The sequence below is a fragment of the Lentzea waywayandensis genome (genome assembly GCF_900115955.1).
In the GTDB taxonomy this organism is placed as follows: domain Bacteria; phylum Actinomycetota; class Actinomycetes; order Mycobacteriales; family Pseudonocardiaceae; genus Lentzea; species Lentzea waywayandensis.
Genome location: NZ_FOYL01000001.1, coordinates 1,004,477 through 1,028,234, shown reverse-complemented (window position 1 = coordinate 1,028,234; position 23,758 = coordinate 1,004,477). Strand labels below are relative to the sequence as shown.

8 protein-coding genes are annotated in these 23,758 nt (G+C 70.9%); all 8 read left to right on the top strand.

What is annotated here, in order from left to right:
• Positions 1–259 precede the first annotated feature (259 nt).
• The 8 genes from BM417_RS04310 to BM417_RS04275 all read left to right on the top strand — a co-directional run bounded on the left by BM417_RS04310 (position 260) and on the right by BM417_RS04275 (position 23,754).
• Positions 260–3,313, top strand: a complete 3,054-nt coding sequence (locus BM417_RS04310) for an AfsR/SARP family transcriptional regulator (protein WP_177320268.1) — start codon at positions 260–262, stop codon at positions 3,311–3,313.
• Between the two features lie 102 nt (positions 3,314–3,415).
• Positions 3,416–6,421 carry a BTAD domain-containing putative transcriptional regulator gene (locus BM417_RS49785; protein WP_093588370.1) on the top strand — a complete coding sequence of 1,002 codons (3,006 nt, stop codon included), beginning with the start codon at positions 3,416–3,418 and terminating at the stop codon, positions 6,419–6,421.
• Between the two features lie 172 nt (positions 6,422–6,593).
• Positions 6,594–7,325, top strand: coding sequence for a thioesterase II family protein (locus BM417_RS04300; protein WP_177320267.1), 732 nt, complete (start codon positions 6,594–6,596; stop codon positions 7,323–7,325).
• A complete protein-coding gene (locus tag BM417_RS04295; protein ID WP_093588368.1) occupies positions 7,322–10,483 on the top strand; it encodes a non-ribosomal peptide synthetase in 3,162 nt (1,053 codons plus the stop codon). Before BM417_RS04300 ends, BM417_RS04295 begins: the two co-directional genes overlap by 4 nt.
• Complete coding sequence (locus BM417_RS04290; protein ID WP_093588367.1) at positions 10,480–13,707, top strand: non-ribosomal peptide synthetase; 3,228 nt, start codon at positions 10,480–10,482, stop codon at positions 13,705–13,707. Before BM417_RS04295 ends, BM417_RS04290 begins: the two co-directional genes overlap by 4 nt.
• Positions 13,704–16,685, top strand: coding sequence for a type I polyketide synthase (locus BM417_RS04285; RefSeq protein ID WP_245821687.1), 2,982 nt, complete (start codon positions 13,704–13,706; stop codon positions 16,683–16,685). The genes BM417_RS04290 and BM417_RS04285 overlap by 4 nt, the downstream gene beginning before the upstream one ends.
• Positions 16,682–22,408: a condensation domain-containing protein gene (locus BM417_RS04280; RefSeq protein ID WP_093588366.1), complete on the top strand. Its 5,727-nt coding sequence runs from the start codon at positions 16,682–16,684 to the stop codon at positions 22,406–22,408. Before BM417_RS04285 ends, BM417_RS04280 begins: the two co-directional genes overlap by 4 nt.
• Complete coding sequence (locus BM417_RS04275; protein WP_093588365.1) at positions 22,408–23,754, top strand: MFS transporter; 1,347 nt, start codon at positions 22,408–22,410, stop codon at positions 23,752–23,754. Before BM417_RS04280 ends, BM417_RS04275 begins: the two co-directional genes overlap by 1 nt.
• Positions 23,755–23,758 lie beyond the last annotated feature (4 nt).

The following is a 23,758-nucleotide window of genomic DNA, read 5'->3' as shown; positions in this document are numbered from 1 at the left end:
GATGCGACGAGGAACCTCCCTCCCTCGTCACTGCGGAGGGAATATGGCAGCGTTTGTCCACTTCGTCAACTGGTGACGGGCCGTGTGCGACCGGCTGCTCTGCGTGATTCCACGTGACGCTGAATCGGTACAGGGAATCGGGCGTATCTTTCCGCCTCATGCCGACTCCTAAAGGTGATATCTCATATCACCGCTGCGGTGCCACTGGTGTCCACCGCCGGCTCCACCGTCGTACTCCGAGATGGAAGCGTGCGTCCGAATGGATTACCGCATTTTGGGCCCGCTGGAACTGCGGTCCGCCGGGCGCCCTGTCGCGCTCGGCGGAGAACGTCAGCAGAAACTGCTGGCGCTCCTGCTGCTCGGCACCGGCACCGTCGTGTCCTTCGACCGTCTGATCGACGAACTGTGGGAGGACCCGCCGCAGACCGCGCGCCGCCAGGTATGCAACGCGGCGGCCGCGGTGCGCCGCGTCGTCACCGGGGGCGGCGGCCGGCTGACCACCAGCACCCACGGCTACCGCCTCGACCTGCCCGACGGGCGCCTCGACGCGGACCTGTTCCACGCCCAGGTCCGCGACGCCGAGGTCGCCGCAGGGGAGGGCATGCCGGCGCAGGCCGTGGCGCTGCTGCAAAGCGCGCTCGACCTGTGGCGAGGACCCGTGCTGGCCGGGCTCCGCTCGGCCTCGATCGACGCGGCGGCGGAGGGACTGCGCGAACAACGTCTCCAGGCCGTGGAACGACTCGCGGAACTGCGGCTGGAACTGGGCGAGGTCGCCTCGCTGCTGGGCGAGCTGACCGGTCAGGTGGCCGAACATCCGCTGCGGGAGTCGTTGCGCGCCACGCTGATGCGCGCACTGGACCGCGCCGGTCGCCGGGGCGACGCGCTGACGGTGTTCGAGCAGGGACGGCGGGCGCTGGCCGAGGAACTGGGCGCGGATCCCGGCCCAGAGCTCCGGAGCCTGCACGCCGAACTCCTCCGCGCCCAGCCAGAGCCGGAACCGGAACGACGACCGGTGGTCAAGGTCAGGCCGTCGTCCCTTCCGTTCGACATCCCCGACTTCACCGGCCGCGAGTCCGAAGTGGACTGGCTCGTCGAGGCGATCGGCACCCGGTCGCCCGCGATCGTCACCATCGAGGGCATGGGCGGCATCGGCAAGACCGCGCTGGCCGTGCACGTGGCGCACCGGCTGGAGGACCGCTTCCCGGACGGGCGCTGCTACGTCGACCTGCGCGGGTTCACCGCGGACACCACACCGATGACCGCGGGTGCCGCGCTCGAGTCACTGCTGCGCCAGATCGGCGTGCCGGCGGAGGAGATCCCGGTGGATCCGGCCGCGCGCCGCGACCTCTGGCTGGCCGAGATGGCGCACCGGCGGGTGCTGGTGGTGCTGGACAACGCGGCCGACGCCGGCCAGGTCAGACCGCTGCTGCCCGGCGCGTCCGGCGCGGTGGTGCTGATCGTGAGCCGGTGTCACCTCATGGCGATCGAGGGCGCCGTCCCGGTGTCGCTCGACGTGCTGCCCGCCGACGACGCGGTGGCGCTGTTCCGCCGGATCGCGGGCCCTGACCGGGCGGACGCCGAACCGGAGGCGGTCGCGGACGTGATCTCGTTGTGCGGCAGGCTCCCGCTGGCGATCAGGATCGCCGCCTCCCGGTTCTGCCGAAGACCGTGGAGCGTCGCCCACCTCGCCGAGCAGCTGCGCGACCGGCAACGCCGCGCCCGCGCGTTCACCGCCAACGACCTGAGCGTGGCCGGCGTGCTCGCGCTGTCGTACCACCACCTCGCCGCGGACCGGCAGGAGCTGTTCCGGTTGCTGGCCCTGGTGCCCGGCGCCGATTTCGACGCGTACGCGGCGGCAGCGCTCGCCGGGGTGCCGGTCTACGACGCACAGGACGTGCTGGAGGAACTGGTCGAGTGCAACCTGCTGATGCAGCGCAGGTCCGACCGCTACTGCCTGCACGACCTCGTGCGCGACTGCGCCCGTGACCTCGCCGACGAGGCGGACGCGCCGTCCGAACTGGACACCGCGCGCCGCCGGTTGTTCGACTACTACCTGCATCTGGCGGACGTGCGCGGCCGGCGCAGCCTGCCGGGTCGCCGCGGTTTCGGGACCGGCCTCACGTGGGAGCCGGAGCTGCCCGCCTCGGCGTCCGAAGAGGACGACATCCGCCAGCTTCGGGCCGAGTACAAGAACATGGTGGCGGTGGCCGACTACGCGAGCGCGCACGGCTGGCACGTGCACGCGTGGCAGCTGCCGTGCCTGCTCACGCCCTACCTGACCCGCGTCGGACTGCGTTCCGGCGTGCTCGAACTGTCCCGCAACGCTTTGAAGGCCGCACAGGCGCTGGGTGATCGGTGCGGCGAGTCGATGGCGCTGACGAACATCGCGTTCGCGCTGCGGGAAGCCGGTCGGCACGGCGAGGTGCTGGAGTTCCTCGACCGGGCCATCGCGATCAGCCGCGAGCTCGGCGACCTGCCCGCGGCGATCGGCGGCCTGCGCGACCTGGGCGCGTCCCAGGTGCAGGCGGGCATGCTCGACGACGCGGCGACCAGCTTCGCCGAGGCCGTCGCGCTCGCGCGGTCGATCGGCGATCAGCGGGCCGAGGTGAACTCGACCATCGACCTCGGGTTCGTGGACTGCAACCTCGGCCGGTACCGCGAGGCCGACGCCCGGTTCCGCGACGCGCTCGCGATGCACCAGCTGGACGGCTACGTCGGCGGCGAGGTGGTCGTGCTGATCAACATCGGCTGGCTGGCGCAGCTTCGGGGACGTGACGCGGAGGCGGCCGTCGCACTGGAACGGGCCGTGCGGCTCAGCCGCGAGATCGGAATGAGCCGCGGTGAGGGGATCTCCTTGGCGTGGCTGGGAGTCACGTACCGGCGGCAGGGCAGGATCGCGGACGCCCTCGCCGTGGGCAGGGAGGCCCTGGAGTCGGCGCGGCGCATGGACCTGCGGGAACCGGAGGGCGACGCGCTGAACGGGCTCGCGGAGACCTGCCTCGCGGCCGGACGGCTGCGCGAGGCGGAGGCGTTGCTGTGGAACGCCGAGGAACTGGCGATGGCCGGCGCGTTGCCGATGGTGCGGGCACGGGCCCACGAGGGACTCGCGCACGTCGCCGCCCGGCGGGGAGATCTCGCCTGGGCCCGCACGCACTGGGAGCGGGCCGTCGCCCTGTACCCGGACGGTGCCGTGGACGCGGAGAACCCCCGGGCGCACCTGGGTGATGCCGGCGCGGAGTGCATGCGCTGCGTCAGCGGCCAGGAGGCGCCGAGAGCGCTGACGGTCGTGCGCGAGATCGCATCAGTGGGCTGACCAGGTACGACATCCGTGCATCGGTCGTCGATGCGGCACGGATGCAAGGCGTTGATGCACTCCTTCCCGACAGGTTGTACGGCAAGGAAGTGGTGCTCGAAGATGCTGCAGCCCGCGTTACCCGCACGGCTGGTGGACCGGCCCGCGCTGACCGCGACGCTCGACGCCGCGTCCGCCCACAAGGTGGTCGTGGTGAAGGCGGGACCCGGTTGGGGGAAGACGACTTCGGTGGCCGCGTGGGCGGCGACGCGACGCGCCTGCTGGCTGAACGCCGCCGACGCGGGCACCTCGCTCGAACGCCTGTCGCGCGGGCTGTTGCGCGCGTTGCGCCAGCGGTTGCCGCGCCTTCCCGCCGAACTGATCACGACCACGGCCCAGGGCGCGGACACGGTCGCGAGCCTGATCCGCGGGCTGCTGGACGTGCACCTCGACGAGCCCGTCGTGCTGGTGGTCGACGACGCCGGGGCGCTGCCGGAGGGCAGTGACTCCGCCCGGTTGATCGAGTCGTTGTGCCTGCGCGGCCCGGAACTCCTCAGCGTGGTGCTGCTGACCCGCGGCGAACTGGGGTTCGATCCCGGACCGGTGAGCGAGATCGACTCCCGGCAGCTCGCCTTCACCGAGCAGGAGATCGCCGCGCTCGTCGACGCGGACGCGGCCGGGGTGCTGGCGCGGACCGGTGGCTGGCCGGCGGCCGTGGTCCTGAACGGCGAGGGCCACAGCGAGGACGAGCTCGCGGCGTCCGTGCTGGCCGCCGAGCCCGAGGAGAACCGGGAACTGTTGCGTGCCATCGCAACGCTTGGCCGGGTGAGCACGGCGCTGTGCGTGGCGCTCGGGTTCACCGACGTCCGGGAGACGCTGCGAGGACTCGCCCGGCGCGGACTGCTGACCGGCCCGGACTGGAGCGTCCTCGAACCGATCGCGGAGTTGTCGCGCCGCGACACCGAGGACCCGGAGATCCGCGTCAAGGCCGCGGTCTTCTGCGAACGCACCGGTGCGCACGCCGAAGCCCTCAGACACCTTGTCGCGGCGCGGAAGTGGGACCTGGTCGCGCAACTGCTGCTGCGCGGAGACGAGCGGATCGTCGCGGGCGGTGACGCCGACGCGGTGCTCGCGGCTCTGGAACAGCTGGAGATCGACGACTCCCGTCTGCACCTGGTCTGGGGTTTCGCTTTGCAGCACAAGGGTGACTGGCTCGGGGCGCTGCACTGCTACGAGCAGGCGGGCGAACGCACCGTGAGGTCGTCGTGGCGGATGGGGCAGCTGCACGCGCTCGCCGGGCAGACCGACAAGGCCGTCGAGGTGTTCGAGCGCACGGTGTTCGACGCCGTCGCGTCGCTGGACGAGGTGAGGTTGCTGTCGCTGGCCGTGCGCTGGTTCCGCGAGACCGGGCGGCACGAGAAGGCACGGGAGCTGGCCGGCAGGTGCGCCGAGACGGCCCGCCGTTGTGGCGGCCACGCCGCGTTCGCCTGGAGCAGCAGGGCGTGCGGGTTGCTCGCCGGGTTCGACGGCGACCGGGCGGCGTTCGAGCTGCACTACGGCCAGGCCGTGGACCGGGCGAGACGGGCGGGCTGCCGAATGCTGGAGCTGACGATCCGGTCCGAACGGGCGTGGTTCCTGGCCGCCGAGACCGATCCGGCGCAGGCGCTGGCCGAGATCGACGAGATCCTGGTCCTCGGCAGGCAGGCGGGACTGACCGGCCACGAACCGGACTGCTTGGGCGTCAGGGCGCTCGCCGCGGTCAGGCTCGGGAGGTTCGACGACGCCCTGCGCGACGCCGGCCGGTGCCCGCGGCACCTGGTGATCAAGGCGGAGGTGCATCGCCGGAGGGGCGAACCCGGTCAGGCGCAGGCGTTCCTCGACGAGGCGATGGCGTTGCCGGGCACCGATCCGCTCGTCTGCGCGACGCTCGCCAGGGTCGTGGCGGGCGAGGATCCCGGCAGGGCACGACAGCTCGCGGAACAGGCCGTTGCCACCAGCCAGGTTCTGCGGCTGCGGGAGGTGCCCGCGTTGCTCGCCCGCGGCTGGGTCGCGGTGCTGGCGGGCGATCGGGAGACGGCGCGGGCGGACGCGGCCACCGCGCGGGCGTTGGCGGGTCGTCGCGGTGACAAGGCGGGACTCGCGGACGCGTTGCAGCTGGCGGCGGCGACCTCGGCGGATCGGAAGGCGTTGCTGGCCGAGGCCGTGATGGTCTGGAAGGCGGCGGACGATCCGGTGGGCGCGGCGATCGCGGAGCTCGCGGTGGCCCGGCTGACCGGAGTGGACGTGGTCCGGTTCGAGAACGCGGTGCACGCGCACGGAGTTCGCACCGACGTGTCGATGGCCGACGTGCTCGGTGCGGGCGCGCCGAGGAGCGCGCGGATCGTCGTGCGGACGCTCGGCGGGTTCCAGGTGCTGCGCGACGGTGTCCCGGTGCCGTCCGCGCTGTGGCAGTCGAAGAAGGCGAGGGATCTGCTGAAGATCCTGGCGGGCAACAGCGGGCGGCCGGTGCCACGGCCGCAGCTGGTGGAGCTGCTGTGGCCGGACGACCTGTCGGACCGCACGGCGAACCGGCTCTCCGTGCTGCTGTCGACGTTGCGGACCGTGTTGTGCGTGCCGGGGTTGCCCGCCGACGCCGAACCGCTGGTCGCCGACCGCGACACGGTGTCGCTCGATCTGTCCCTTGTGGACCTCGACGTGGCGGGGTTCCTCGGGGCCGCGAGCACCGCGCTGGTGGCGCACCGGCGGGGCGACCAGGCCGCGTTGCCGTTGCTGATCGCCGCGGACGAGCTGTACCTCGGCGAGTTCCTGGCCGAGGAACCGTACGAGCAGTGGGCGATCCAGGTGCGCGAAGAGGTGTTGGGGAGATACACCGCCGTGCTGCGCGCGTTGGTGCAGCTCGTGCGTGATCCCGATCAGCAGGTCGGGTACCTGGTCCGGATGCTCGAACTCGACCGCTACGACGAGGGTGCGCACGTGCGGCTGGTGAAGGCGCTCAGGGCGGCCGGTCGGCACGGCGAGGCACGGCGGCGGTATCAGGTCTACCTGGAGCAGATGCGGGAGATCGGCGTTCGGCCCTCCGAGCCGGATCTGTTCGGCGACAGGCCTTCGGGAGTTCTTCGGGCGGGCTGAGCCTGCGCTCGCACCGACTGGGGCCACTGTCGCGGACGAGCGTTCGCGAGGGTGGCCCCAGTCGTGTTTCTGCTGGTAGCGCAGGGATAAGAGAACCATCACGTTTCCCGAAGGGCGCTCTAAGAGGCACTTCGTAGCTTCGTCGCAGTGAAGGAACACGGGGGTGTTACGGGTGGGGAGTAGCTGGCTGATCTGTCCTCGGCCTCGGCCGAAGGCGGCACTGCGGGTGGTGTGCGTTCCGTACGCCGGCGGTGGTGCGTCGGCCTTCTGGGACTGGCCGGACCTGCTGGGCGACTCGGTCGAGCTGTGGAGCGCGGTGCTGCCGGGCAGGGAACGGCGGTTCGGCGAACCCGCGGTCACCGAGGCGGCACTGATCGCCGCGCCACTGGCCGAGGCGATCCGCGCGGAGATCCCGAAGCCGCTGGTGTTGTTCGGCCACAGCATGGGTGGGCTGCTCGCGTTCGACGTCGCGCGCAGGCTCGGCGACCAGGTCGAGCACCTGTTCGTGTCCGCGGCCAAGGCCCCGCACCTGGCGTTCGGTGGCGAGCCGCACCTGCTCGACGACGACGGTCTGCTCGACTGGATGACCACGCTCGGCGGTGTGCCCGCGGACCTGCTGGCACACAGGGAGATGCTCGGCCTGCTCCTGCCGACGCTGCGCGCCGACCTGACCGTGTGCGCCGGGTTCCACGGTGTGCGGGACGTGATCGACGTGCCCATCACCGCGTTCTCCGGCACCGATGACCCGCTCGCGACCGTGGCCGACGTCGCCGCCTGGCAGCACCACACCGTCGCCGGCTTCGACCTCGTGGTCCGGCCCGGCGGCCACTTCTACCTCAAAGACGATCCGGCAGCGGTGACGAGCGCCCTGCGTTCGGCGACCGCCAGGGAAGGTGTGCAGTGACCCAGCAGCACCCCGCGGCCACCCGCGGTCAGCAGCAGATCTGGTTCTCCGACCAGCTCGCGCCGGACGCCACGTTCAACACCGTGCCGGTGTACGTGGAGATCACCGGCGAGCTGGACACCTACGCGCTCGCCGCCGCGCTGACCGCGGTGGTGAACCGGCACGAACCGTTGCGCACCAGCTACCGCCACGACGGCACCGAGCTCGTACCGGAGATCGCGCTGGAAGCGCACGTGTCGATCGCGACGCGCGACCTGCGTGATCTTCCGCCCGCCGAACGCTCGGCACGCGCCGAGGCGTTGGTGGCGGCCGAACTCGCCCTCCGCGTCGACATCTCCGGCGGACTGCCGCTGCGCATCGTGTTGCTGCGCCTGGAGGACGACCGCCACCAGCTCGTCCTGCTGGTGCACCACATCGCGATCGACGGCGCGTCGGTCGCGGTGATCCAGGACGAGCTTCCGCGCTGCTACCAGTCCGCAGTGGACGGTGCGGACGTCTCGCTGCCCCGGCCCTCGGTCGCCTTCCGCGACATCGCGCCTCTCGCGGGAGAGGTCGAGCACTGGCGTTCGGAGCTGGCCGACCTGCCGGAACCGCTGGAACTGCCGGCCATCCGCACCCGCCCGGCCCAGCCCGACTTCGCCGCCGAGGCACTGCCGCTGGTCGTGCCGGAGGAACTGGCGAACGCGGTGCGGCGCGCGGCGAGCACGTACCGGTCGTCGTCGTTCATGGTGCTGCTGAGCGCGTTCTCCGTGCTGCTGCACCGATTGACCGGCTCGTCGGACATCGTGGTCGGCTCCCCGTCCGCCGGGCGTGAGCACGCCGACACCCACGACCTGGTCGGCTACTTCGTCAACATGCTGGCGCTGCGCGTGCGACTCGGCTCCGACCCCACGTACCGCGAGGCGATGGACGTCGTCCGCGACACCGTGCTGGACGCCCTCGACCACCGCGACGCGCCGTTCCACCAGGTCTGCGAGGCACTCGGGCAGACAGGGGACGTCGACCGGCACCCGATCTTCCAGGTGGTCTTCGCCTCCCCGCCGCCGCTGGCCGGTCCGCTGGCCGCCGGTGGCTGCGTCTTCACGTTCACCCAGGGCACCAGCGACCAGGGGATCTACGACCTCGAACTCCAGCTGCCCGACTCCGGCAGCGGCGAGATGCGCGGCTGGGTCAAGTTCCGCACCGCGCTCTACCGGCGTGCCGACGTCGTCGACCTGACCGAGCGTTTCGCCACCGTGCTCGGCCAGCTCACGACCACACCCGACGTGCGGTTGTCGAACCTCTCGCTGCTGTCCGGTGACGAGCGCGAACGGATCGTCCGCGACCTCAACGCGAACGCGACCGCGTACCCGGCGGACGCGACGCTCGTCGAGCTGTTCGAGCAGACCGTCGACCGGTACTCCGGTGACGTCGCCGTCGAGTTCGGCGACGTGAAGCTCACCTACGCGGAACTGGACCTGCGGGCCAACCGGCTCACCGCGCACCTCGGCACGCTCGGGGTCGGCACCGGAACGCCCGTCGGCATCCTGATGGACCGCGGGGTGGACTGGATCGTCGCCGCGATCGCCGTGCTGAAGGCGGGCGGCGCCTACCTGCCGCTCGACCCGGAGTACCCGCTCGACCGCCTACAAGCCCTGTGTGCCGACGCTTCCGCCGCTGTCGTCGTCGCGGACCGGTCCGCCGAGCTGTCCGGCGTCGAGCTGGTCGACCTGTCGGCCATGGTCCTCACGTGTCCCGCCGACCGTCCACAACGGACTCTCGTCGCGGACGACCTCGCGTACGTGATGTACACGTCCGGTTCCACCGGCATGCCGAAGGGCGTGTGCGTCAGCCACCGCAACGTCGTCCGGCTGGTCCGCGACACCAACTACGTCGACTTCGCGCCTCGTGACCGGGTCGCGCAGGCGTCCACGACCACGTTCGACGCGGCGACGTTCGAGATCTGGGGCGCGTTGCTGAACGGCGGCCGGCTGATCGGGCTGCCCAAGGACGTCGCACTCGACCCGGCGGCGCTGGGGGAGTGGTTGCGGGCCAACGAGATCGACACGCTGTTCCTCACCACCTCGGTCGCCATGCACGTGGCACGGGAGATGCCCGGCGCGTTGTCGGGGTTGCGCTACTTCGTGTTCGGCGGCGAACAGCCGGACGAGCACGCGATCGCCACCCTGATCGCGCACCCCGGTGGTCCCCGGCACGTCGTGAACGGCTACGGCCCCACAGAGACCACGACCTTCGCCTCCAGCCACGAGTGCGAGCGCGCGGAAGGCCGCATTCCGTTGGGGCGCGCGCTGAGCAACACGCAGCTCTACGTGCTGGACCAGTACCTGGAGCCGGTGCCGCCGATGGCGGTGGGCGAGCTGTGCATCGGCGGTGACGGTGTCGGCCGTGGCTACGTCGGCAATCCCGCTCTGACCGCCGACAAGTTCGTGCCCGACCACGTCGGTGGCAGGCCTGGCGCGCGGCTGTACCGGAGCGGTGACCTGGCGCGGCTGCTGCCCGACGGGACGTTCGAGTACCTGGGGCGGGCCGACCGGCAGGTCAAGATCCGCGGGTTCCGGATCGAGCCGGGTGAGGTCGAGGCCTGCCTGCACTCGTCGGGACTCGTCCGCCAGGCCGTGGTCGTGCCCCGGGAGGACGCCGCCGGTGACGTGAGCCTGGTCGGCTACGTCGTGCTGGAGCGGGCGGGCGAGGAGCAGCTCGACGAGCTGATGCGGCACGTGCGGGACGCGCTGCCCGCCTACCTGGTGCCGTCCGCGCTGGTGCCGCTGGAGTCGTTGCCGTTGACCCGCAACGGAAAGCTCGACCTGCGGGCGCTGCCGGACCCGGAGATCACCGCCGAGGAGCTCGACGAGCCGCAGACGCTCACCGAGGTCGCCGTCGCGAACCTGTGGCGGCAGGTGCTCGGAGCGGAGTCGATCGGCCGGGACAGCGACTTCTTCGATCTCGGCGGCCATTCGCTGAAGGCCGCCCGGATCCTCTCGCGCATCGAGAGCGAACTGGGGGTCCGGCTTCCGATGCGGTCCCTGTTCGACCACCCGACCGTCGCCGGCATCGCGACCGAGGTCGACCGGTTGCGTGACACCACACCCGTATCCGTCGGTGCGATCAGAGCCGAGGCCAGGTCCTCGCTCTCCGTCGCCGACCTGCTCGATCTGTGAAAGAGGGGGAAGTCGTGCAGGACGTGTTGCGGCGCTTGAAAGCGCTGGATCCCGACAAGCGCGCGGCCGTGTTCGCGCAGCTCACCGAACGGGGTGAGGACTTCGGCGTGTACCCGGTGTCGTCCGGGCAGCGCCGGCTGTGGCTGCTCGACCAGCTGCACCCCGGCAGCCCCGTCTACAACGTGCCGTACGCCTTCCGGCTGCGCGGCACCGTGGACAGCGATGCCTTGGGGGCCGCGCTGCTGGAGATCGGCCGGCGGCACGAGGTGCTGCGGACCGTGTTCCTCGACGTCGACGGCGACCCGCGGCAGGTGATCCTGCCGGAACCGCAGTTCTCGCTCGCGGTGACGCACGCCGACGTCGACGACCGTGACGCTTTCGCGACGGCCCGGGCGGCCGATGCCGCGCGGCAGCCGTTCTCCCTGGCGGACGGGCCTTTGCTGCGAGCGGAGCTGGTGGTGTTCGACGAGGCCGACGCGTTGCTGCTCGTCTCGATGCACCACATCGTCTGCGACGGCTGGAGCACCCAGCTGCTGTTCGCCGAGTGGCGGGCCGCGTACGAGTCGCGTGACCTCGGCCCGGCGCCGACGCAGTACCTGGACTTCAGCCGCTGGCAGACCGAGTGGCTCGGTGGCCCGGACGGCACTCGGCTGCTGGACTACTGGACAACGCAGCTCGCCGGGGTGCCGCCGGTGCTGGAACTGCCGACGGACCACCCGCGTCCGGCCGTGATGAAGATGCGCGGCGGTGCCGTCGAGTTCGCCTGGCCGGCTTCGGTCAAGCAGCGGCTCGACGAGTTCTGCCTGGCCGAGCGCGTCACGCCGTTCATGGTGCTGCTCACCGCGTGGAACGTCCTGCTGCACCGGTATTCCGGCGCCGACGACATCGTGGTCGGCACGAACGTCGGCAACCGCGGGACCGAGATCGAGAACGCGATCGGATTCTTCGTCAACACCGTCGCCATTCGGTCCAGTGTGGACTCCGCCGCGAGCTTCCGGTCGTTGCTGCACCAGGTGCGGGACACGACGCTGGCCGCGCAGCAGCACCAGGAACTGCCGTTCGAACGGGTCGTCGAGGCCCTCGCCCCGCCGCGCAGCACCGCGCATCAGCCGGTGATCCAGACGATCGTCGGCATGGAGGACAGCCAGCACGAGATCTTCACGCTGCCCGGTGTCGCCGTCGACCGGGTCGCGTCGCACTCGGGGACCGCGAAGTGGGACCTGGAGCTGGGCGTCACGTCCACCGAGGGCGGGATCACCGGCCTGCTGGAGTTCGACAGCGCGTTGTACGAGCCCGCGACCGCCCGTCGCCTGCTCGGTCACCTCGAGATGCTGCTCACCGCCGGTCTCGCCGACCCGTCGTGCCCGATCGGCCGGCTTGCCCTGATCACGCCCGCTGAGCGCGTGCAGGTGCTGGAGGAGTGGAACCCGCCGGTCGTCGCACGGCTCGACGGCGTGCTGGTGCACGAACTGGCGGAGGCTTCTGCCGACCGCACGCCCGACGCCGTGGCGCTGGTGTTCGAGGACCAGCAGCTCACGTACGCGGAACTGGACTCGCGGGCGAACCGGCTCGCGCACCTGCTGCGGTCGCGCGGGATCGGGCGCGGCGACTTCGTCGGCATCAGCCTGCCGAGGTCGCTGGACCTCGTGGTGGCGCAACAGGGTGTGCTCAAGTCCGGAGCGGCCTACGTGCCGCTCGACCCGGAGTACCCGGCGGATCGGCTGGCGTACATGGTCGCCGACTCGGGCCTTCGCGTCGTCGTGACGCTGGCGGCGCTGGCCGAGCGCTTTCCCGATGTGTCGACGCTTCCGCTGGACGACACCGACTTCTCGGGCGTTCCCGACGCGCGCCTGCGGCGGACCGTGGAGCCGGACGACCTCGCGTACGTGATCTACACGTCCGGGTCCACCGGCAAGCCGAAGGGCGCCATGCTGCCGCACCGGGGCGTGGTGAACCTCGCGGACGAGCTGGCCAGGATGCTCGGCATCGGTCCGGGCAACCGGATGCTGCAGTTCGCGTCGTTCAGCTTCGACGTGTCCGTCGCCGACATCATGGTCACGCTGCGCTCGGGTGCCACCGTGGTGCTGGCCGCGCAGCACGACCTTCAACCAGGCCCCGACCTGGCCCGCACGATCAACTCGCAGCGCGTCGACATGGCCTGCCTGCCGCCGACCGTGCTGCGGCTGACCGACCCGGCGCTCGTACCCGGCCTGCGCACGCTGATGGCCGGCGGCGAGGCCTGCCCGGACGAGGTCGCTGCCGCGTGGGCGCCGGGCCGCCGGTTCGTCAACGTCTACGGGCCGACCGAGGCGAGCATCTGGATCACCTCCGCGGAGTGCGACGGCACGGAGAGCCCGCTGCCGATCGGCCGCCCGATCGCGGGCAACACGGCCTACGTGCTGGACGAGAACCGGGAGCCGTTGCCCGTCGGGGTGCCGGGGGAGCTCTATCTCGGTGGCGTGCAGGTCGCTCGCGGCTACCTGAACCGGCCGGAGCTCACAGCCGAGCGGTTCGTGTCCGACCCGTTCAGTTCCGGCCGCCTGTACCGCACCGGTGACCTCGCGCGGTTCCTGCCGGACGGGCAGGTCGAGTTCCTGCGGCGGATGGACGACCAGATCAAGCTGCGCGGCTACCGGATCGAGCTGGGCGAGATCCAGACCGCCGTGAGCCAGCACCCCTCGGTGCGCGCGGCCGTGGTCATCGCTCGCGAGGACGTGCCGGGTGACGTGCGGCTGGTCGCCTACGCGGTGGCCGCGGACGGGTGCCGGATCGACGCGACGGAGCTGCGAGCGCACCTGCGGCGCGGGCTGCCCGAGTACATGGTGCCCTCGGCGTTCGTCGAGGTGCCGACGATTCCGCGCAACCCCAACGGGAAGCTCGACCACCGGGCGTTGCCGAAGCCGGAGTCGGTGCGCACCGAACGGGTCGTCGTGCCCGCCGGCAACCAGACCGAGCGCGCGATCTCCGACGTGTGGCGCGAGGTCCTGCGGACGGACCGGGTCGGCGCTGACGACAACTTCTTCGACCTGGGAGGCAACTCCGTGCTGCTGGTGAAGGCGCGGAGCAGGTTGGCCGAGGTGTTCGCACGCGAGGTGCCGACGGTCACGTTGTTCACCTATCCGACCGTTCGAGCGCTCGCGGCTCATTTCGACGGAAGCGGCCAAGTGGAGACGCGGGCCGTCGGTGGCCGGAAGGCTTTGCTGGCAAGGGGGAGAAAGTCGTGACCGAGTACACCGGGCTGGAGATCGCCGTCGTCGGCATGGCCGGCCGGTTCCCCGGATCGTCCACTGTGGACGAGTTCTGGGCCAACGTGCTCGCCGGTGAGGCCGGCGTGCGCCGCTTCACCGACGAGGAGCTCGACGCCGCGGGCGTATCCGTGGAAAGGCGCGCGGAGCCGGGTTTCGTACCCATGGGCGGCGCGCTGGACGGCATCGAGTTCTTCGACGCCAAGCTGTTCGGCTACAGCCCGCGCGACGCGGCCGTGCTGGACCCGCAGCAGCGGGTGTTCCTGGAGTGCGCCTGGCACGCGCTCGAACACGCCGGGCACCTCGGCGGCGGGCAGGACGTCGGCGTCTACGCGTCGGCGAGCATCGACACGTACCTGCTGCGGCACCTGTGGAACAACCCCGCAGTGCCGGGCGGGTTGCAGCCGCTCGACCTGTTGCTGGCCAACGACAAGGACACGCTCGCCAGCCGCGTCGCCTACCACCTCGACCTGACCGGGCCCGCGATCACCGTCCAGACGGCGTGCTCGTCGTCGCTGGTGACGATCCACGTGGCCTGCCAGGCGTTGCTGGGCCGCGACTGCGACATCGCACTCGCCGGCGGCGTGTCGATCAGGCCGCCGGTGCACGAGGGCTACCAGCACACCGAGGGCGGCATCCTCGCCGCAGACGGGCGCTGCCTGCCGTTCGACGTGGACGCGCACGGCGTGGTCGCAGGCAACGGCGTCGCCGCCGTGGTGTTGCGCCGCCTGGAGGACGCGATGGCTGACGGCGACACGATCTACGCTGTCGTGAAGGGCACCGCGGTCAACAACGACGGCGCGGACAAGGTGGGCTTCACCGCTCCCAGCGTGAACGGCCAAGCCCGGGTCATCAGGGCCGCGCACGACCTGTCCGAAGTGGACTCCTCGACGATCGGCTACGTCGAGGCGCACGGCACCGCCACGCCGCTCGGCGACCCGATCGAGGTGGCCGCGCTGACGCAGGCGTTCGTCAGCCCGCCCGAGGCCTGCGCGCTGGGGTCGGTCAAGGCGCTGATCGGGCACCTGGACGCGGCGGCCGGTGTCGCCGGGTTCGTCAAGGCCGCGCTCGCCGTCCAGAACGGTGTGGTGCCGCCGAGTCCGTACTTCACCGCGCCCAACCCCGAGACCGGCCTGGAGAACAGCCCGTTCTTCGTCAACCGCGAGGCTCTGCCGTGGCCTGGAACGGGGCCGCGCCGAGCCGGCGTCAGCGGGTTCGGCATGGGCGGCACGAACGCGCACGCCGTGCTGGAGGAGCCGCCGTCGCCCGAACCGATGCCGCCGAGCCGGTCGCGGCACCTGCTGGTGCTGTCGGCCGCGAGCGAGAAGTCGTTGGAGGAGAGCCGCACGCAGCTCGCCGAACACCTCTCCGCCGGGGGCCAGGAGCTCGCGGACGTCTCGCACACGTTGAGGACGGGGCGGCGGGCGCTGAGGCACCGGATGGCCGCTGTCGTGGGCGGCGGGGAGAGTACGGCACCCGCTGCCGCCTCCGCCACCGCGCTCTCCGAGGCGTGGATCGGCGCTGGTGACCGGCGTGACACCGTCTTCCTGTTCCCCGGCCAGGGTTCCCAGTACGCGGGCATGGCCTCCCAGCTCGCGGACGAGGAGCCGGTGTTCCGCGCCGCGCTGGACGAGTGCGCCGCGCTGCTGCCGTTCGACCTGCACGAGGTGCTCGCCGACGCGGACCGCTTGACCCGCACGAGGTACACCCAGCCCGCGCTGTTCGCGGTCGAGTACTCGATCGCGAAGCTCTGGGAGCACTGGGGTGTGCGGCCGAGCGCGATGCTCGGGCACAGCGTCGGCGAGTACGTGGCGGCGTGCCTGGCCGGGGTGTTCTCCCTGCAGGACGCGCTGAAACTGGTGACGGCGCGCGGTGAGCTGATGGACGCGCTGCCCGCGGGCGCCGTGCTGTCGGTGCCGCTGGGTGCCGACGATCTGGTGCTGCCAAAGGACGTGTGCCTGGCGGCGAGCAACGCGCCGAACATGAGCACGGTCGCGGGCACGTTCGAGGCGATCGAGAGGTTCGAGGCGTCGTTGAGCGTCACCAGCCGCCGGCTGCACACCTCGCACGCGTTCCACTCGTCGATGATCGATCCGATGCTCGGCGAGTTCGCCGCGCTGGTGAGCCAGGTCGAGCTGCGAGAGCCGCGGATCCCCTTCATCTCCAACGTGTCGGGCACGTGGATCACCGATGGCGAGGCGACCGACCCCGGTTACTGGGCGCGGCACGCCCGTGCGGCCGTCCGGTTCAGCGAAGGACTGCGGGCGATGATCACCGGACCGGTGAACGTGCTGGAGGTCGGGCCCGGCAACGTCCTGACCACCTTGGCCCGCCAGCACGACCTGGGCGGCGCCAAGGCGTTCGGGTCTCTGAGGCACCCGCGCGAGGACAAGCACGACCTCGACACGATGCTGGCCGCGGCCGGCAGGCTGTGGATCGCCGGTGCCGACGTGGACCTCGCGGCGCTGACGGCGGACGAACGGCGGCGCCGTGTTCCGTTGCCGCAGTACCCGTTCGAGCGGGTGCGCCACTGGGTCGATCTTCCCGGTACGGCACCGCGCGAGATCGAGGTCATCGAGGTGCTGCCGCAGGCGGCCGACACCGCGGTGGGCGGCGATCTGGCCGTGATCACCGGCATCTGGCAGGAGCTGCTCGGCATCGCGCGCATCGGCCCGAACGACGACTACTTCGAGCTGGGCGGGCATTCGCTGCTGGCCACGCAGATCCTCGCGCGGATCACCGTCGCGCTCGGCGTCGCGCTGCCCGCGGCCGCGATCTTCGAGGCACCGACTCCCTCGAAGCTGGCCGCCAGGGTCGACCAGCTGCGCGCTGACGCGACGCCGGCCGAGGACGACGAGTTCGCCCGGCTGCTCGCCGAGATCCGCGACATGTCACCGGAAGAGCTGCGGGCCGAACTGGACCGCGAGCGGGACGCCCAGGAGATCTCCCAGTCATGACAGACCACTTGACCAGCTCACTGACCGAGGAACAGCGCCAGCTACTGGCCCTGCGGCTGCGCAACGCCGACCGTTCGCAGCCGGTGTCGTTCACCCAGGAACAGCTCTGGTTCCTCGACCGCCTCGACCCCGGCAACCCCGCCTACGCGATCCCGTTCGGGCTCAAGCTCACCGGGCCGCTCGATCACACCGCCCTCGAACTGGCCGTCGGCCGGGTCGTGGACCGGCATTCCGCTTTGCGCACCACGTTCTTCGAGCGTGACGGCGAGCTGCGCCAACGGGTTCGTGACAACGTGTCGATCGCCATCGAGATCACCGACCTGTCGGAGAACCCCGAGCGGGCCCAGGAGATCGCGCTGGAGCACGCCCGGCACGTGTTCGACCTGAGCGCCGGTCCGCTGGTGGCGTTCCGGCTCGTGGTGCTCGGCGAGGAGGAGCACCTCCTGCTGGTGACCGCGCACCACATCGTGTTCGACGCGGCGTCGGCCGAGGTCTTCGGCGCCGACCTCGTCGCGTACTACGGCGGCGCGACGCTGCCCGAGCTGACCACGTCGTTCGGCCGGCACGCCGCGGCCGAACGACGCAGGCTGACCGACGAGGTGATGGACGAGCACCTGGCCTACTGGCGGGAGAAGCTCGCCGGCAGCCCGGCCCGGTCGACCGTGCCGTCCGATCTGCCGCGCCCGGCCGTGCAGACGCACACCGGGGGACGGCACCACTTCGTCGTCCCGAAGGACCTGACCGAGCGTCTTGCCGCGCGGGCCCGTGAGCTCGGCGTGTCGCTGAACGCCGTGGTGCTCAGTGGATTCGCGGCTCTGATCGGGCAGGAACGGGTGCTGCTCGGCATGCCCGTCAGCGGCCGCGGGCGCCCAGAGCTGGAGACGATGATCGGCTCACTGGCGAACATGCTGGTGCTGCGGGTCGATCTGGACGGTGACGCGAGCGAGGTCATCCGGGGCACGCACCGCGCCATCAGCGAGGCCTACGCCCACCAGGACGCGCCCTACGCGCGGGTGGTGGAGGCCGTCGACCCGCCGCGCGACCCGAGCCAGAACCCGTTGTTCCAGGCCATGCTCAGCCTCACCGAGGCACCGGCCGCACGGGTGGCGGACGGCGTCGAGTTCAGCCCGTTCGAGGTCGACAACGGCCTCACCGACTTCGACCTGTTCGTCGTGCTGTCCAGAGTGGACGGAGAGCTGCGCGGGGTTCTCGGCTACAACGCCGACCTCTACCTGGACGAGACCGTGCGCGAGCTCGGCGAGCAGTTCCTCACCGCGCTCACCGGGCTGGTGTCGGGGCAGCCGCTCAGGCGCAGGGACCGGATCTCGATCGCGGCCACGTTCACCGCGGACCCCGTGCGCGAGCCTCTCGACGTGCTCAACGGCGTGCTGCGCCTGCCGGTCGACGTCGAACTGGCTCCCTACCAGCAGATCGTGCGGCACCTGCTCGCCGGTGACGGGGGCAGACTCGCCGACGTCGCCCTGCTGCGCTGGGAGGACTGGCTGCGGCACGGCGACGCGGTCGAGGCGAACTGGCAGGACCTGGAGACCGCCGTCACCGCGTACCGGCAACGGTCGGAGGCGCCGTTGTTCCTCGTCGTGTGCCCGTCCGAGCAGACGTTCGGTCGCCTCGACGACCGGCTGGCCGTGCTCGCGGACCAGACCGAGGGCGTGCACGCCGTGTGGTTCGCGGACTGGGCCAAGGCGTTGCCGGTCAACGGCACGTTCGACCCGCAGGCAGACAAGCTCGGTCACGTCCCCTACACGCAGGAGATGTTCGCCGCGCTGGCGATCCTGCTGACCCGCAGGCTGCACGCCGGCGCGGATCGCCTGCACCTGCTGGAGACCGCGCTCGGCGACCCGGCGTCGCTGGCCGACCGCGCCGCGCCCGCCGTCAGGGCCGTCGCGATCGACACGCCTCCGGTGGCGCCGCGCACGAAGACCGAGGAGCGGCTCGCCAAGGTGTGGCGGGAGGTGCTCAAGCTCGACGAGGTCGGTGTGACGCACGACTTCTTCGCGCTGGGGGGTCACTCGTTGCTCGCGACGCAGCTGCTGTCGAAGGTGTTCGCGGAGTTCGGCGTCGACGTGTCGCTGCACGCGCTGTTCACCCATCCGACCGTCGAGGCACTGGCCGCGCTCGTCGACGAGCCGCAGGAGACCGGGCATCCGCTGTCGTCGGTCTCCCGCACCAGTGCCTTGGAACTGTCGGCGATCCAGCAACGCATGTGGGCGGCGACCCAGCTCGACACCACCACGACCCGGATGAACACGACGTTCGCGGTCCTGCTGCGCGGCTCGCTGGACGTACCGGCGTTGCGCGGCGCGGTCGCGGAGGTCGTGCGCAGGCACGAGATCCTGCGCACCACGTTCGCCGAGCAGGACGGCCGGCCGGTCATGGTCGTGCATCCCGGCATGGACTGCTGGCTGCCCGAGTCCGTTGGCTCGGCGGAAGAATTCCTGGTCGAACACACGAACCACGTGTACGACCTGGAGAACGGGCCGCTGCTGCGAGTACGGCTGGTGCGGACCGGCGCGAACGAGCACCACCTGCTGCTCGGCATGCACCACATCGTCTGCGACAACACGTCCTGGGGCGTGCTTCTAGCCGAGCTGTCCGCCTGCTACGCCCAGGGCGACCTGCCCGAGCTGGCGGTCCAGTACGCGGACTACGCGGCGTGGCAACAGGAACTCCTCACCGAGGACGCGCTCGAACCGCACCTGAACCACTGGCGGTCGTACCTCGCCGACGCCCCGTCGCAGCTGGAGCTGCCGGCGGAACGTCCTGAACGCAACGAGACGCGCCGCACGTCGTCCGAGGTGCCTGGCAGGGTCGCGGAGGCGCTCAAGGAACTGGCCCGCGCCGAGGGCAGCACGCCGTTCGCCACGCTGTTGGCGGCGTACGCGGTGGTGCTCTACCGCCGCAGCACGCAGCCCGACGTCGTGCTGAGCGTGCCGCAGCAGGGCAGGCCACGCCCCGAGGTCGAGCACCTGATCGGCTGCTTCACCGACCTGCTGCCGATCCGCGTCGACCTGGCCGGGCGCCTGACGTTCCGGCAGATCCTGCAGCGGGTGCACCGCTCGATGGTCGACGGCTACCAGCACGCCGACGTGCCGTTCTCCAGCGTCGCCCACGTGCTGCCGCGGCAGAAGGGGCGGCACCCGGTCTACCAGTGCGCCTTCAACTACGCGGACCTGCCCGACGAGGCCATGTCGTGGCCCGGGCTCGACCTCGTGCCGCTGGAGGTGCCGGTCACCAGCCTCGACTTCGACCTGTTCCTCACGCTGACGACCGAGAACGGCGAGCTGGCCGCGACCCTGGAGTACAGCGCCGACCTGCTCAGCCCCTGTGGTGCGGACGAACTGCTGGAGTCGTTCGTCTCGCAGCTCGGCGATCTGGTCGAGGCACCGGACGCACAGATCGTCGTCGAGCGGGTCGAGTCCACTGTGGATGGCCTCCCGATGAGCATCGTGTCGTCGCGGCCGCTCGACGGAGTTCTGCCGGTGCTGTCGTCGTGGGCGAACAGGCTCGACCTGCCGATGACGGTCCGCACCACGCCGGCCGGTCAGGTCCTGCGTCCGCTGCTGGACCCGGAGGCAGGGCTCGACGGCGTGGAACGGGAGACGACCGCGCTGGTGTTGCGGTGGGAGGACCTGTTCGACGGTGGCGTAGGCGAGTTCGAGAACGCCTTCGCCCGGCTGTGCTCGGCGATCGAGCGGTGGACCGGGCGCACAGGTTCGGAGCTGGCGGTGCTGGCCACGTCCGAGCGCGTAGAGAAGCCGTGGCCCGGCGTGTTCGGTCACGCGACCGACCGTCTCGCCCGGCGCTTCCCGGCGGTGTCCGTCGTCGATCTGCTGATGGCGGAGGGCGACCAGGACGTCGTGCTGGGCAACGCACTCGCCCGGCTCGTGCACACGGGCGAACTGCCGGAGGACACGAGCACGACCGAAGCCCCGCGCACCGACGAGGAACGCGCGCTCGCGGCCGTCTGGCAGGACGTGCTGAAGCTGTCCGAGGTCGGCGTGCACGACGACTTCTTCGCGCTGGGCGGCGACTCGATGACCGCCATTCAGGTGGTGTGGCTCGCGAACCAGGCCGGGATCAAGCTCACCCCGGCCCAGCTCACCGCGAAGCGCACGATCGCCGAGCTGCTGCGGGTGCCGATGTCCGAGGAGCAGCAAGCGCTTGCGGCCGTGTGGCGCGAGGTGCTGAAGCTGTCCGAGGTCGGGCCGCACGACGACTTCTTCGCACTCGGCGGCGACTCCATGACCGCGATCCAGGTGGTGTGGCTCGCGAACCAGGCGGGCATCAAGTTCACGCCCGCCCAGCTCACGGCCAAGCGGACGATCGCCGAGCTGTGCGCTCTGGCCGCACCACAGCAGGTTGCTGACCAGGGACCGGTGGAAGGCGACTTCTCGGCGACCGGTGCCCAGCGCTGGTTCTTCGAGGCCCTGGCGACGTCGATGGTCGCGCCCGCCCACTTCAACCACCCCTACTACCTCCGGTTGCGCGTCCCGGCCACGCCGGAGCAGCTGGAGCAGGCCACGACCGCGCTGGTCGCCCACCACGACGGAATGCGTCTGCGGTTCCGGCGTGAGGGCATCGACTGGCACGCCTCGCACGGCCCGGTCGAGGGCGCGATGCCGTTCGTGTCGTTCGACGTCTCCGGCGCCGACGACCGCGAGCAGGCGATCGAGGACCACCTCAACGAGGTCCACCCGACCCTGGACATCGCCGACGGCCCGCTGGCCAAGGTCGTCCACTTCGGACTCGGCGGGCACGAGCCCGACCGCGTGATGGTCATCTGCCACCACCTGGTCACCGACGGCATCTCCCGCAGCCTGATCCTGGAGGACTTCCAGAACGCGCTGCGCCAGGTCCTCGCGGGCCAGAAGGTCGACCTCGGGCCGAAGACGACGGCGTTCAGGGACTGGGCGCTGAAGATCGACGAGTACGCCCGCGACGAGAAGCTCCTGCGGGAGCTGGAGTACTGGGAGCGGCAGGCTCCCGGAACCGAGGAGATCACCGCCGACCTGCCCGGTGCCAACACGTTCGGCGTCATGCAGGACATCCACACGACCATCGACGCCGAGACCACCGCGCGCCTGCGCGAACTGGCCAAGGCGCACCAGGTCGGTGTGAGCGACCTGCTGGTCTGGGCGTCCGTGCGGATGGCCGCGGACCGGTCCGGAAGTCCTGAATGGACGATCGCGACCACCGGGCACGGCCGGGAGGCGTTGTTCGACGGCCTCGACCTGTCCCGCACGGTCGGATGGTTCCAGGTCATGTACCCGGTCCGGCTCACGCTGCCCGCCGCGAGCGACACGGCCGCGATCGTCTCGCTCGCGGACCAGCTCAAGCAGGTGCCGGTCAACGGCATCGGCTACGGCCTGCTCCGCTACAACAACCCGGATCCCGCTGTGCGGCAACGGCTGGAGACGCCGAACCCGCAGCTGACCGTCAACTACGCCGGCGCGTTCGGGTTCACCGACCTCTCCAGCGCCGACGAGCTGTTCGACCTGTGCCAGTCCGAACTCGGTGTCCTTCAGGACAAGGGAACCGTCTGGCCCGGCCGGATCGACGTCGTCGGATCGCTCGTCGACGGCCGGATCCGCGTCGAGATGAACTACGGCACCGAGATGTACCTGCCCGAGACCGCGCGCCAGATGCTCGGCGACATCGAAGAGCTGCTTCGCCGGCTCGTTGACCAGAACAGGATGAGGTAATGCCCAAGCCTTCGGGATTCGGCGCGTTCACGATCATGTGGGTGGGCCAGCTGCTGTCCGCGCTCGGCACCCGCATGACGAACTTCGCGCTCAGCATCTGGGTGTGGCAGCACACCGGTTCGGCCACCGCGATGGCGCTGATGATGTTCTGCGGCTTCGGCTCGACGGTCCTGTTCAGCCCGATCGCGGGCAGCCTGATCGACAAGTGGAGCCGCAAGACGTCGATCATCGTCAGCGAGATCGGGTCGATCGCCGTCACGTTCATCCTGCTGGCGCTCTTCCTCACCGACTCGACCGAGCTCTGGCACCTCTACCTCGTCAACGTGCTGACCGGCGCGTTGCTCGCGATCCAGGGGCCGGCGTTCGGGGCGACCATCGCGCTGATGATGGAGAAGGGGAAGTTCCTGCGGGCCAACGCGATGATGTGGTCCGTCAAGAGCTTCCCGGTGATCTTCGCGCCGGCGTTCGCCGCGACCCTGCTCGGGCTCACCGGCATCAAGCTGATCCTGCTCATCGACGGGCTCACCTACGTGGCCGCGATCATCACGGTGCTGGTGGTGACCATCCCGCGGGTGCCGGGGCAGGACCGCGAGAAGACCACCTTCTGGCAGGACTGCGTGTTCGGGTTCCGCTACATCGTCGAACGCCCGCCGCTGCTGGCCGTGCAGATCGTGCTGTTCTCCATCAGCCTCCTGGCCGCGCTGGCATGGGCGTTGATCGTGCCGCTGGTCCTCGCTCGCACTCTGGGTGACGAGGGCACGCTCGGCCTGGTGCAGAGCATCGGCGCGGTCGGCGGTGTGCTCGGTGGCACCCTGCTCGCGTTCATGCGGCCGCCGCGCCGCAAGATGCTGGTGGTGCTCGGCGCGATCCTGGTGTTCAGCATCGTCGGCCGGATCCTCTACGGCGTCGGCGACGGCCTGATCGCGTGGGCCGCGGCGATGTTCTTCGTCGAGCTGACCATCCCGTTCATCGACGGTCTCGCGCAGACCATCTGGCAGGAGAAGGTCGATCCCGCCGTGCAGGGCCGGGTCTTCGCGGCGCGCAACTTCTTCGAGAACCTGTCGGTCCCGATCGGTTTCGCCGCAGCGGGCCCGCTGGTGGACAAGGTGCTGGAACCGGCGATGCGCGGCGACACGGCACTGGCCGACACGTTCGGCTGGCTGGTCGGCACCGGACCGGGTTCGGGCATCGGGTTGCTGTTCGTGGTCGTCGGTGTGCTCGGCGCGGGTGTCGGTGTCGCGGGCTTCCTGAGCCGCAACGTCCGCGAGGTCGAGACCCTCGTGCCGGACCACGAGCCCGAGCCCGAGGTCAAGCCGCTCGACCGCCAGCCCGCGCTGGCCGACTGAGAAG